A 12,159-nucleotide genomic window follows, 5' to 3' on the forward strand; every position below is an offset into this window, starting at 1 on the left:
CACCCCCACGCCCACGCCGACGCCGACGCCGACCCCGGCACCGGCCCCGCCCCCGGCGCGTCCGGCGCCCGCTTCGACGCCGAAGGCGCACATCGTCGCGGTGCCGGTCGTACCGGTCCCGCCGCCGCCCAGCACGCCGCCCCCGTCACCGACGCCGCGTCCGAAACCGTCGGCCCGACCGCTCCAGGAGCATCTGACACCGCGGACCGCATCCCGCCCGACGCCCGGGGTGTCCACCGCCGGCGCGGTACTGCTGATCCTGCTCCCGGCCGCTGCCGCCGCTGTCGTCGCCGGTGCCCGCTCGCTGTCACGTTCCCGGTGAACCGAGGAGAACCACGTGTCCTCTCTGCCCGCCACGCTCGGCATCGTCGTCGCCTGCGCGTTACTCGGCGTCGTCGTCGTCCTGCTCAAACACAAGTTCTTCCCGACGAAGCCGGACGACGAGTCGGACGCCGAGCCCGCCGACTACATCGCCATGATGATCAGCGTCATCTACGCGCTGGTGCTGGGCCTGGCCCTGGTCGCGGTCTACGGCACCAACTCCGACGCGGCGACCGACGTCCAGACCGAGGCCGGCGCCCTGCACCAGGTCTACCTGCTGGCCGACGCCCTGCCACCCGCGTCCGAGGCGCAGGTCCGCAGCACCACCGACGCCTACGCGCACTACGTCACCACGGTGGAGTGGAAGCGCATGGCCGACCACCAGTCGCTCGGTCCCGAGGGCTGGACCCTGCTCAACAAGCTGCGTGACATCTACCAGTCCGCCCCCACGAACAAGCCCGCCGAGCAGAACGCCTCCCAGGAGGCGCTGTCGCAGATCTCCACGCTGGACGAGGCGCGGATGGGACGTGAGCAGGACGGCGAGAGCACCATGTCGCCGGTGCTGTGGATCGGCCTGTACATCGGCGGCGCGCTGACCGTCGGCTTCATGTTCGCCTTCGGGGTCAAACGCCGGGCCAGCCACCTCATCATGGTGATGTGCCTCAGCGGCTTCATCGTCTTCATGATCCTTTTGATCTACCAGCTGGACCAGCCGTTCAGCGGGATACTGAGCGTCGGCACCGGCGACTTCGGCAGCTACTTCAACAACACGTGATCCGGCCGCCCCGGCAGCGCGATGACGCGCCGCCGGGGTGCCGGGGCGCGACCGAGGCGGGTGCGGGCGGCCGGGCGGTGTCGGTGCGGGGGCGTGCCGAGGCGGTGCTGGCGGCCGTGCCGAGGCGGTGTCGTTGACCGTGCCGCGGCCGCACCGGTGGCCGGGCCGCCTCCGGGGGCGAGGTCTCTCCGGGGGCGTGGTCAGTGGTCGCCGCCGATGCGGGAGCCGATGAGGGAGAAGAGCCCGCCCTCCGGATCGCGCAGTTCGACGACCCGGCCGTAGGCGGTGTCCTCCGGGTCGCCGACCACCTCGCCGCCGAGCGCGCGGGCCTGGTCCAGCCTGGCGTCCACGTCGGCCACGGCGAAGTAGACGTGCCAGCGCGGCCGGATCCGGGGGTCGATCGCCGCTTCCGTCCCGCCCCCGGACAGCGCGGCGGCCGCGTGGCCGTCGATCCGCAGCACCACCCGGTCGTGCTCCCAGACCACCTCGTGCCGTCCCGGCTCCTCGGGGGCGTCCCAGCCGAAGACGCCTCCGTAGAAGATCGCCGAGTCGAACGCGTCCCGGGTCCGCAGCTGGATCCAGTCCAGCCTGCCGGTCGCCGGACGCCGCGAACACGGATGTGGCGGTCCCTCCCGCAGCCCGAAGGACGCGCCGGCCGGATCGACGGCCAGCGCGATCCGGCCGCTGTCCAACTCCAGCGGACCGACGCCGACCGTGCCGCCGCGTTCCCGGATCGCCGCCGCCGTCTTGTCGGCGTTGTCGGTGGCGAGGTACGTCGTCCAGGCGACCGCCTGCCCCCAGCGCCGCGCGTGGTCGCCCAGCCCGGCCACCTCGCAGTCGCCGCGGAACGCCCGCAGGTGCCGCCCCCAGCGCTCGTCGACCGGTTCGAAGCGCCAGCCCAGCAGCGGACCGTAGAAGGCCGCCGCGGTGTCCAGGTCGCGGGCCATCAGGCTCACCCAGCACGGCGCGCCGGTCGCGTAGTGGTCGGGCGGTCCGGTCACGTGGCACTCTCCCGCCGTTGGGAAGCGACTGGACGCACGACACAGCCGCACGGGGGCCCGGGGCACCCCGTACAGCTTATGTCGCTTATCGGAAGATCGCCCCGATCGCCCGGGTGCCCGATCGCCCGGGTGCCCGATCGCCGGGTGCCCGATCACCGGGGTGCCCGATCACCGGGGTGACCGGTCACCGGGGTGTCGGGTCACCCGGGCGAGTGTTACGGCCGCGCCGCCGGCACCGAGCCGTACGTCTTCGACGGGTCCGTCTCCGCGACCGGTGCGATGATCTCGTCGATCCGCGCCATCAGGCCCGCGTCCAGCTTCACGCCGGCCGCCTTCACGTTCTCCGCGACCTGTTCGGGGCGGGAGGCGCCGATGATGGCGGCCGAGACGTTGGGGTTCTGCAGCACCCAGGCGATGGCCAGCTGCGCCGGCGAGAGCCCGGCCTCGGTGGCCAGCGGGCGCAGCTGCTGCACGCGCTCCAGCACCTCGTCGCGCATGAAGCGGCTGATCGTGTTGGCGCCGCCCTTGTCGTCGGTGGCGCGCGAACCGGTCGGCGGCTGCTGCCCGGGCTGGTACTTGCCGGTCAGCACCCCCTGCGCGATCGGGGACCAGACGATCTGACCGATGCCCAGGTCCTCGCACGCCGGCACGACCTCGGCCTCGATGACCCGCCACAGCATCGAGTACTGCGGCTGGCTGGAGACCAGCGGGACGCGCAGCTCACGGGCGAGGTGGTGGGCGGCGCGGATCTGGTCGGCGGTCCACTCCGACACGCCGATGTAGTGCGCCTTGCCGGAGTGGACGACGTCCGCGAACGCCTCCATGGTCTCCTCCAGCGGCGTGAACCGGTCGAACCGGTGCGCCTGGTAGAGGTCGACGTAGTCGGTCTGGAGGCGGGAGAGCGATCCGTTGATCGACTCCATGATGTGCTTGCGCGACAGGCCGCGGTCGTTGCGGCCGGGACCGGTCGGCCAGTAGACCGTGGTGAAGATCTCCAGGCCCTCGCGCCGTTCGCCCTTCAGCGCCCGGCCGAGTACCGACTCCGCCTTGGTGCCGGCGTAGACGTCGGCGGTGTCGAAGGTCGTGATGCCCTCGTCCAGGGCGGCCCGCACGCAGGACGTCGCGGCGTCCTCCTCCACCTGGGAGCCGTGGGTGAGCCAGTTGCCGTAGGCGATCTCACTGATGACCAGGCCGCTGCGGCCAAGATGACGGTATTCCATGGAAGTTCCATCTAGAACCTCTCATCCCCGTGACGCGAACGGCCCCGCCTGTTCGGCGCGTCCGGACCGGGCCAGCCAGCGGCCGTCGTGCCGGGTGACCTCGATCGGCCGGCCGAAGCACTCGGTCAGCCGGTCGCCGGTGAGCACCTCACCGGCCGGCCCCCGGGCCAGCGCGCGGCCACCGCGCAGCAGCATGACGTGGCCGATGGCCGGCGACAGCTCCTCCAGGTGGTGCGTGACGGTGATGGTCGCCAGGTCCGGCCGCCCCGCCGCCAGCCGCCACATCGCGTCGATCAGGTCCTCGCGCGACGGCAGGTCCAGCGCGTTGAACGGCTCGTCGAGCAGCAGCAGCGCCGGGTCGGACATCAGCGCCCGGGCCAGCAGGACCCGGGCCTTCTGCCCGCCGGAGCACACTCCGAAGGGCCGGTCCGCCAGCTCCTCGCACTCCATCTCGGCCAGCAGCAGCGCCGCCCGTTCCCGGGTCGCCGCGTCGTAGTTCTTCCACAGCGGCTGAACGGTCCCGGTGGCACCGGTGAGCACCACGGTGTGCGCGGTCTCCCGCAGCGGCACCGGCTGCGCGGTGGACACCAGGCCGATCCGGGCGCGCAACTCCCGCACGTCGACCCGGCCCAGGCGCTCGCCCAGCACCTCCACCGTGCCGACCGTCGGGTGCCCCATCGCGCCGATCAGCCGCAGCAACGAGGTCTTGCCGGCGCCGTTGGCCCCGAGCAACGCCCAGTGCTCACCGGCCCGCACCGCCCAGTCGATGCCGTCGAGGATCACCTGGCCCGTGGTGTACCGGTGCACGCCGACCCCGGCCAGCTCGACCACCGCGCGGTGGGTCCGCGGTTCCGTGTTCGCGTCGTCCATGATCACGGCACATTAGCCGCACGCGGTGCGTTTCGTCCGCCGCGTCCGCACCCTGGGACGGTTCCCCGGGCCGCGGCGGCGGCTCTTGCCGGCCGCGGGCTCCGGCGTGGGCGCGCTGGCGTGGAGGCCCCGGCGTGGAGGTCCTGGCAGCGTCGGCCGCCGAGCCGCGCCCGTCGCGCCGACTGCCGCTGCGCCGCCGTACCGGCTGCCACTGTGCCGTCCGCCGCCGAACCGTGCCCGTCGCACCGCCGCACCGTCTGCCCCTTACACCGTTCGCCACCGCATCGCCGTCCCGGGGCCCCGCTCCTCCCCGTTCCGCCGGATGACCGCCCGACGCGCCCACGTACCGGTGACGTAACCGGTGCGGCCGCCCGACGCCCGGTACGACAGGGGCTGTGACCCAAGAGCGCCGGCGCCGCGGAAGCGGCGCACCCAGGACGGAACCACTGGTGGACGAGGTCATCGCCGGCCCCGGCGGAGCGATGACGCGGCAAGGCGGCACGCTGACCGGGGCGATGACGGTGACCACCGTGGCGCTGCCCGGCGGCCGGGCGGCGCAGGTGAGCGTGCGCCGGGCCGGCGATGAGATCGAGCGACCGCTGGCCGGCAGCCCGTTCCCGATCCCGCCCGAGGGCATCGAGGCCCTGCACGCCATCGTCGTCAGCGCGATCGGCGCCGCCGACCGGCCCCGGCCCGCACCGCACGCCTACTGAGTCCTTGCCGGGCGGGCCGCTGCTTCGGAAGGCGCGGGGCGCGCGGCGGTACGTCCCGAACGACCAGTGGGTTGCCCGCCGGGGCGCGGACGGCGAAGTCCGGCGTGCGGTGATCGGCGCCGGCCGGCTCCCCGGGGATCTCCGCGCCGGCTGCCCGGGGACGCGTGCACAGTTCGCCCGGGTCGTCGGTGACCACGTGGGCGCCGAAGGCGCCCGGCCGGATCGGGAACGGATCGTCCCCACCGGGCGTGCGGTGGCCGGTCGTGGCGCCCAGCCCTCTTGCCGTCGTGGCCGGCCCGGCCAGGTCCCGCACCGGCGCGGCCCATCGGCTCCGCGCCCGCGTCGCGCCGGTCACGTCGGCCGCTCCGACTGCTCCGGTCGGCAGGCCGATCGCCCGACGGTCGGCCCGCCCGCCGGGTCGTCATCCGCTGCTCCGGGCCGTCAAACGGGTGCCCGTCCGTCAACGGGTGCTCCCGTTCGACAACGGTTGCTTCGGCCCGTGAACGGTTGCTCCAGCCGTCAACGTCGCTCCCCGCCCGTCAATCGGCGCTCCTGCCGACCGCGCCAGCCGGCCTCCCGCGCCAGCGCCGCCACCGGTGTCCGGCCGCCGGACCGCAGCGCCTGCCGGGCTGCACCGGATCGGGGTGGCCGTGACGGTCAGCGGCCCGGCGCGGGTGAGGATTCAGCGTCAGCAACGGTGACGGGAGGCCGCGGTGCCGGGCCGGTGGCAGTCCGGGCTGCCGGTGACCGCTGTACCGGGCCACGTGGCCCCGCAGCGCCGGCGCCGGCGACGGCCCGCCCCGCCGGTACTCGTTCACCACGGACCGCTCGGCCGTGGGCGTCACGTCCGTCACCCCGCCGGTGTCGGCCGGCCGGGTGGTCCGCGCCGGGGGAGCGGGCCGGGGCGACCGGTGGCGTGCGGGCCCGGGAACGGGCGGTGGCGTGCCGGGCCGGGCGGATCGGGCGGGCGGCGGTGGGCCGTGCGGGTGTATTCCGGCTGGACGGCCGCGTGGCGGCGGGGTATGGCGGTGCCGCGATCGGTTGAGTGACCAGGGCACGGCCCCGCTTCCCCCAAGGAGGTCCCTCATGATCCGTAAGGCTCTCGTCGTCGCCGGCATCACCGCGCTGGCCCTTGGCGCCGGCACCGGTGCCGCCTTCGCCGACTCCGGCGCCACCGGCTCCGCCGTCGGTTCGCCCGGTGTCCTGTCCGGCAACGTCATCCAGGTTCCGGTGGACATTCCGATCAACCTGTGCGGCAACAGCATCGACATCATCGCGCTGCTGAACCCCGCCTTCGGCAACGCCTGCGCCAGCACCTGAGACGCATCCCGCCCCACCGTCGCCCGCCCGGACCACCGTCTTCACGGGGTCCGGGCGGGCGCGTTCACGCCGGCGGGCGGCGCCGGGCGACCGTCAGGTCCTCCGGATGCGGGCGCCGGGCGCCGGGCCGATACGGTGGTCTCCTGCAGACGCGGCGGCGCAGGGGCCGTCCGCGTCCGTGACCAAGGAGGGTCGCCAGCGCCATGACCGACCGGAGCGCCCGCGCGGTGGAGTCCGTCGCCGACCCGGCCATGACCGCCAGGCTGAGGCTGGCCATCGCCCGCCTCAACCGGCAGATGGTCCGTGCGTCCAGCGGCCAGGACCTGACCTTCGCGCAACTGTCGGCGCTGTCGCGCGTGGAGCAGTTCGGCCCGCTGCGGCTGGGCGAACTCGCCGCCCGCGAGCGGGTCGCGGCTTCCTCGATGACCCGCACGATCACGCCGCTGACCGCGGCCGGGCTGATCGGCAAGGCCCCCGACCCGCAGGACGGCCGGTCCTTCCTCATCGAGATCACCGCACACGGCGCCCAGGTCGTCACCGACATCCGCCGCGAACGCAGCAAGGTGCTGGCCGACCGCGTCGACCGGCTCACCCCCGAGCAGACCACCGCGCTCTACGCCGCCCTCCCGGTCCTGGAGGCGCTGGCCGACGACCCCGAGGAGAGCACCGGCTGACGTCGGCGCACCCGCCCCACCGGTGAAGGCCGCGTCACCGGCAGCGGAACCACGCCACCGGTGGGTCGGGCCGCCGCACCGGTGAGAGCCGTCCCACCTGCGTGAACGGGCCCACGTCACCGGTAGGAGTCCAACCCGGTGAGGGCCGGACCCGGTGAGGGCCGCGTCACCGGTGGGAGTCCAACCCCCGCACCGGTGGAATCCGAACCCGGTGGAGGCCGGACCCGGTGAGATCCGGCCCCCTCGCCGGCGGAGCCCCCTTCAGCGGCGCGCCAGTCGCCGTTCCCCGCCGCCGCCGGGGCGGAACACCAGGCCGTAGTGCCGGAAGATCGCCTCCTCCTCGGCGGCCGGCAGCTCGCCGTCGGTGTCGATCGACGGCGCCTCCTTCACCAGCGCCTTCGCGTACTGCACCTTGAGGTAGGCCGGGCCCACCGTCGCCAGGTGCAGGGGGACGAAGACCAGGCGCCTTCTGGTCGGCAGTCCGACCGTGACCGTCGCGAACGACGGCTGGTCGGTGCCGGTGTCGACGTACACCGACTCCAGCGTGCCGATCTTGTGCCCCTCGTTGTCCACCACGTCGTGCCCGCGCCACTCGCGGAGGTCTCCGGCTTCGAACATCGCTGTCCTCCCAGGACAACGGGGTGTCATCCGTTGGTGATTCCCCTACCCGGCCCCTGCGCTTCCAGACGTGCGGCATCCCGGTGACACCCGTGCGGACCGATGTCCCGGTGCATGTCCGACGGAAGCGCTAGAGTGCGGAGCGTAGTCGATCGTAACGCTGTGTGAGCAGCTTGAAGTGGGTGGGAGCAGTCATGTCCGGGTCCGATACGGCCGTCGGGGAGCGGGAGCCGCAGGCGCCGCCCGAGCGGCGGCGCAAGCAGACGTTCGGCACGTTGGTGGTGGACTGGCTGACCACCACCGACCACAAGACGATCGGCACGCTCTACCTCACCACGTCGTTCGGCTTCTTCCTGGTCGGCGGCGTGATGGCGCTGCTGATGCGGGCCGAACTGGCCCGCCCCGGGCTCCAGATCGTCTCCAACGCGCAGTTCAACCAGGCGTTCACCCTGCACGGCACGATCATGCTGCTGATGTTCGCCACCCCGCTGTTCGCCGGGTTCACCAACTGGATCATGCCGTTGCAGATCGGCGCGCCCGACGTGGCGTTCCCGCGGCTGAACATGTTCGCCTACTGGCTCTACCTGTTCGGCTCCCTGATCGTGGTCGCCTCGCTGCTGACGCCGGACGGCGGCGCCGACTACGGCTGGTTCGCCTACTCGCCGCTGTCCGGCGTGGTCCGTACCCCGGCCGTCGGCGCCGACATGTGGATCATGGGCCTGGCGTTCTCCGGCTTCGGCACCATCCTCGGCGCCGTCAACTTCATCACCACGATCATCTGCCTGCGCGCGCCCGGCATGACGATGTTCCGCATGCCGATCTTCGTGTGGAACGTGCTGCTGACCTCGGTACTGGTGCTGCTGGCGTTCCCGGTGCTGGCGGCGTCGCTGCTGTGCCTGGAGGCGGACCGCAAGTTCGGCGCGCACGTCTTCGAAGCCTCGAACGGCGGGCCGCTGCTGTGGCAGCACCTGTTCTGGTTCTTCGGCCATCCCGAGGTCTACATCATCGCGCTGCCGTTCTTCGGCATCGTCACCGAGGTCATCCCGGTCTTCAGCCGCAAGCCGGTCTTCGGGTACGTCGGCCTGATCGGTGCCACCATCACCATCGCCGGCCTGTCGGCGACGGTGTGGGCCCACCACATGTACGTCACCGGTGGCGTGCTGCTGCCGTTCTTCTCCTTCATGACCTTCCTGATCGCGGTACCGACCGGGGTGAAGTTCTTCAACTGGATCGGCACGATGTGGAAGGGCTCACTGAGCTTCGAAACGCCCATGCTGTGGGCGATCGGCTTCCTGATCACCTTCCTGTTCGGCGGTCTGACCGGCGTCATCCTGGCCTCACCGCCGCTGGACTTCCACGTCTCCGACTCCTACTTCGTCGTCGCCCACTTCCACTACGTGGTGTTCGGCACCGTGGTGTTCGCGATGTTCGCCGGCTTCCACTTCTGGTGGCCCAAGATGACCGGCAAGATGCTCGACGAACGCCTCGGCAAGATCACCTTCTGGACGCTGTTCATCGGCTTCCACGGCACCTTCCTCGTCCAGCACTGGCTGGGCGCCGAGGGCATGCCCCGCCGCTACGCCGACTACCTGGCCGCCGACGGCTTCACCACGCTCAACACCATCTCGTCCATCTCGGCGTTCCTGCTGGGCATGTCGATGCTGCCGTTCATGTACAACGTGTGGAAGACGGCCAAGTACGGCAAGAAGGTCGAGGTCGACGACCCGTGGGGTTACGGCCGCTCCCTGGAGTGGGCGACCTCCTGCCCGCCGCCGCGGCACAACTTCCTCACGCTGCCGCGCATCCGCTCCGAGTCCCCGGCCTTCGACCTGCACCACCCGCGCATCGCCTCGCTGGACCGTGAGGTCAACCCCGGCAAGGACGAGCGCGTCCACCTGACCGGCGGCGACGGCGGGGAATGGCCGCGATGAGCCCGGCCGGCGCGCCGCAGGGCCGGGGCGCCGGCACCGCGGCCGGTATCAACGCGCTGGAGGGGTACCTGCTGTGGCAGGCGGAGACCTCCCGGGCCGCCGAGCGCGCCCGCCGTTTCACCGACACGCTGCCGTGGCTGACGACGGCTCAGCGCGAGGAGGTGGAACGCGCCTACGCCGACGACCATCTCGGCCACGCGGAGGCGGCGTTGCGCGCTTTCGCCGAACGCTGCGAGCAGTTGCGGTCGGAGTACCGGGCGGTCTACCGGCGGCTGCGCCGGCGCCTGGTGGCCGGTTACGCGCTGGTGGCCGGGGTCCTGGCCGCCGTGGGGGCGCTGGTGACGACGGTGCGCTGAACGTGCGGTGCGGTCGGTGAGGCGCGATGTGTGTCGGCTCACATCCGGGCGAATCGGCGCACAACGCATGAATTTCCAGCCGGGCGGGTAGGCGAGGGCCATGTCAGAGCAGTGTGAAATCGAACCGCTGGGCGGCCACGAGTACCTGATCCGGGTCCGGGCCGAAGGACAGACCGTCGAATCGCGTTTCCAGGCCACCCAGGCCGTCCGCGACGACCTGCGGGTGCCCGATCGCGACGAACGGCGCCTGATCGAGGCCACCATGGACTTCCTGGCGAGCCGTCAGGGCATCACGAAGCTGCCCGGGCTGGTCGACCTCGACGACATCGCGGACAGTTACGGGGACTACCTCGACGAACTGCGCCGCACGATGGCGGCCGCCTGACGCGGTCCGACGCCGCCCGGCGGGTTGCTGGCGGATGACCGGCGGATGCCCGGTTGTCGTGCGGCCGGCCGGCGCTGACGGGTGCTCGGCCGGCGCCGAAAGCTGGGCGCCGGGCGGGCGGTCGGGGTCGCCGGTCCCACCGCGACGACCCGGCGCCGGTCGGCCGTCGCCGCGCACCGCCGATCGGCCGTCAGCCGCGTACCGCTGGCCGGCCGTCAGCCGCGTACCGCCAGCAGGCTCCCGTTCGCTGAACTTGCCGCGGGTCGCCCGACTCGCCGCCGGAGAGCGCACCGTGAGCGCGCCCCGGCGAAGCCGCCGCGAAGCCGTTGCCGGCAGGCGCACTGCGAGAACGTCGCCCCCGTCGAACTCACCGTCAGCAGGCCCGCGGTGAGGATGTCGCCGCGGCGAACTCATCGTCAGCAGGCGCGCGGCGCACGGCGCATGGCCAACGGCGAACCCGTCGCACCGCTGGCCGTTCCGCCGTGGGGGTAAGCCAGTGGTAAGCCAGCCGTGAGCCGGCCGTGGCCGGGCAGGCGGACGTTCCGGGCGGCCGGGGGTGTGGCCCCGGGGCCCGGAACGGTCACGATCTGAACGATGTCGCCACGACACACGCCAGCGGTGCCCACAGCAGGACCGCGATCGCGGTGAGGGTCAGGGCGGGGGAGCTGATGGCCACTCCGACCGCCAACAGGGCCACCCAGCCCAGGGCCAGTACGGCCCAGACCACGTGGCGTGGTCGTACGGCCCCCAATGGGCCGTGCGGACGTGGGCCGTCCGCCGCCTCGTCACGAGGGGCCGGTTCGGTGAACTGGCGCGCCCACCTCGGATCGTTGGCGACCAGGGTCGCCTCGATCGCCCGGAGCGCTCGCCCCTCTTTCTCCGACAGAGCCATGGCATCACCCGCTTCCGCCGTCTTGCCCGTGTCATGCCCGGGGCGGCGTCGCGTCAAGCGCGGATAAGTTCGTCACTTTATGCGATCGAATAACGGCAGAATGTGCCACATGGGTCGTGAACTGGGTGAAAGGCGGGGGATTCGGTATTTTCCGCCGTTGATCCCCGTAGCATCCTCACGCGATCACCCGTCGGTGGTCACCAGGAGTGGCGGCGGCCGGCCGTCGCAGGTCCGGGGAGAAGCATGCGCATCCGCCTGTTCGCCGTCCTGAGCGGCGCCGTTCTCGCGCTGTCCGCGCTGCCGCTGTCCGCCGCGTCCTTCGGGCACGTGTCCGCCGTCCGGCCGGTCGTCCTCACCATCGGTCACCGCGGCGCGCCCGCGCACGCCCCGGAGAACACGCTGGCCTCCATCGACGCGGCGCGCCGGCTGGGCGTCACCTGGGTGGAGAACGACGTCCAGCGCACCAAGGACGGCCGGCTGATCGTCATGCACGACGCCACGCTGGTCCGTACGACCGACGCCAGGAGGCGCTACCCGGGGCGTTCGCCGTGGCGGATCGCCGACTTCACCCTCGCCGACATCGAGCGGCTGGACGCCGGGAGCTGGTACGGCAAACGGTTCGCGGGGGAGCGGGTGCCGACGCTCGACGCGTACCTGCGCCGCGTCGACCACAACCGGCAGGACCTGCTGCTGGAGATCAAGGACCCCCGGCGCTACCCGGGCATGGTCGAGCAGCTCGCCGCCCGGCTGCGGGCCGACGGCTGGCTGGACCGGGCCCACCAGCACGGCCGGCTCATGGTGCAGAGTTTCGACGCGGGGGCGGTCAAGCGGTTCCACCGCCTGTCGCCGGCCACCGTCACCGGCCTGCTGGGCAATCCGCCCCGCCGGGACCTGGCCGCCGACGCCGGCTGGCTCGACAGCGTCAACGCGGACGCCGCCCACCTCACCCGTTCCTACGCCGACGCGGTCCACGCGGTCCGCGGCGACCACGGCGTGCCGCTGCGGCTGTACGCGTGGACGGTGGACGACCCGGACCGCGCGGTGGCCCTGGCCGGGCTCGGCGCGGACGGCGTGATCACCGAC

13 protein-coding genes are annotated in these 12,159 nt (G+C 72.6%); 8 read left to right on the top strand and 5 right to left on the bottom strand.

Going from position 1 to position 12,159, the window contains the following annotated elements:
- Positions 1–337 precede the first annotated feature (337 nt).
- Positions 338–1,096 carry a bestrophin-like domain gene (locus POF43_RS33790; protein ID WP_271316984.1) on the top strand — a complete coding sequence of 253 codons (759 nt, stop codon included), beginning with the start codon at positions 338–340 and terminating at the stop codon, positions 1,094–1,096.
- Between the two features lie 200 nt (positions 1,097–1,296).
- Here the strand turns inward: POF43_RS33790 and POF43_RS33795 are convergent, their stop codons facing one another.
- From POF43_RS33795 to POF43_RS33805, 3 genes are all read right to left on the bottom strand, one after another.
- Positions 1,297–2,097: a VOC family protein gene (locus POF43_RS33795; protein WP_308217789.1), complete on the bottom strand. Its 801-nt coding sequence runs from the start codon at positions 2,095–2,097 to the stop codon at positions 1,297–1,299.
- Between the two features lie 215 nt (positions 2,098–2,312).
- A complete protein-coding gene (locus tag POF43_RS33800; protein WP_271323598.1) occupies positions 2,313–3,317 on the bottom strand; it encodes an aldo/keto reductase family protein in 1,005 nt (334 codons plus the stop codon).
- Between the two features lie 21 nt (positions 3,318–3,338).
- The gene (locus POF43_RS33805; protein ID WP_271316982.1) at positions 3,339–4,187 is read right to left on the bottom strand and encodes an ABC transporter ATP-binding protein; all 849 of its coding nucleotides are present in this window, start codon (positions 4,185–4,187) and stop codon (positions 3,339–3,341) included.
- Between the two features lie 449 nt (positions 4,188–4,636).
- Here POF43_RS33805 and POF43_RS33810 point away from each other — a divergent pair, with 449 nt between their 5' ends.
- The 3 genes from POF43_RS33810 (at position 4,637) to POF43_RS33820 (ending at position 6,894) form a co-directional block, all read left to right on the top strand.
- Positions 4,637–4,900: a hypothetical protein gene (locus tag POF43_RS33810; protein WP_271323599.1), complete on the top strand. Its 264-nt coding sequence runs from the start codon at positions 4,637–4,639 to the stop codon at positions 4,898–4,900.
- Positions 4,901–5,986: 1,086 nt separating this feature from the next.
- Positions 5,987–6,220, top strand: a complete 234-nt coding sequence (locus POF43_RS33815) for a chaplin (RefSeq protein WP_271316735.1) — start codon at positions 5,987–5,989, stop codon at positions 6,218–6,220.
- 203 nt (positions 6,221–6,423) lie between these two features.
- Positions 6,424–6,894, top strand: a complete 471-nt coding sequence (locus POF43_RS33820; RefSeq protein WP_271316734.1) for a MarR family winged helix-turn-helix transcriptional regulator — start codon at positions 6,424–6,426, stop codon at positions 6,892–6,894.
- A 261-nt stretch (positions 6,895–7,155) separates the two neighbouring features.
- Here the strand turns inward: POF43_RS33820 and POF43_RS33825 are convergent, their stop codons facing one another.
- Entirely contained in the window at positions 7,156–7,512 is a 357-nt protein-coding gene (locus POF43_RS33825) for a PRC-barrel domain-containing protein (RefSeq protein ID WP_271316733.1), read from the bottom strand.
- 194 nt (positions 7,513–7,706) lie between these two features.
- Between POF43_RS33825 and ctaD the strand changes: the two genes are divergently transcribed.
- From ctaD to POF43_RS33840, 3 genes are all read left to right on the top strand, one after another.
- The gene (gene ctaD / locus POF43_RS33830) at positions 7,707–9,443 is read left to right on the top strand and encodes an aa3-type cytochrome oxidase subunit I (protein WP_271316732.1); all 1,737 of its coding nucleotides are present in this window, start codon (positions 7,707–7,709) and stop codon (positions 9,441–9,443) included.
- Complete coding sequence (locus tag POF43_RS33835; protein ID WP_271323600.1) at positions 9,440–9,799, top strand: hypothetical protein; 360 nt, start codon at positions 9,440–9,442, stop codon at positions 9,797–9,799. The genes ctaD and POF43_RS33835 overlap by 4 nt, the downstream gene beginning before the upstream one ends.
- Positions 9,800–9,899: 100 nt before the next feature.
- Entirely contained in the window at positions 9,900–10,184 is a 285-nt protein-coding gene (locus tag POF43_RS33840) for a hypothetical protein (protein WP_271316730.1), read from the top strand.
- A gap of 580 nt (positions 10,185–10,764) precedes the next feature.
- On the opposite strand, the gene POF43_RS33845 is transcribed toward POF43_RS33840, so the two are convergent.
- Positions 10,765–11,076 carry a DUF3040 domain-containing protein gene (locus tag POF43_RS33845; RefSeq protein ID WP_271316729.1) on the bottom strand — a complete coding sequence of 104 codons (312 nt, stop codon included), beginning with the start codon at positions 11,074–11,076 and terminating at the stop codon, positions 10,765–10,767.
- 243 nt (positions 11,077–11,319) lie between these two features.
- On the opposite strand from POF43_RS33845, the gene POF43_RS33850 reads away from it, so the two are divergent.
- A partial coding sequence (locus tag POF43_RS33850) for a glycerophosphodiester phosphodiesterase (protein ID WP_282704947.1) occupies positions 11,320–12,159 on the top strand: 840 nt, incomplete at its 3' end.

The organism is Streptantibioticus silvisoli (assembly GCF_027947535.2).
GTDB lineage: Bacteria > Actinomycetota > Actinomycetes > Streptomycetales > Streptomycetaceae > Streptantibioticus_C > Streptantibioticus_C silvisoli.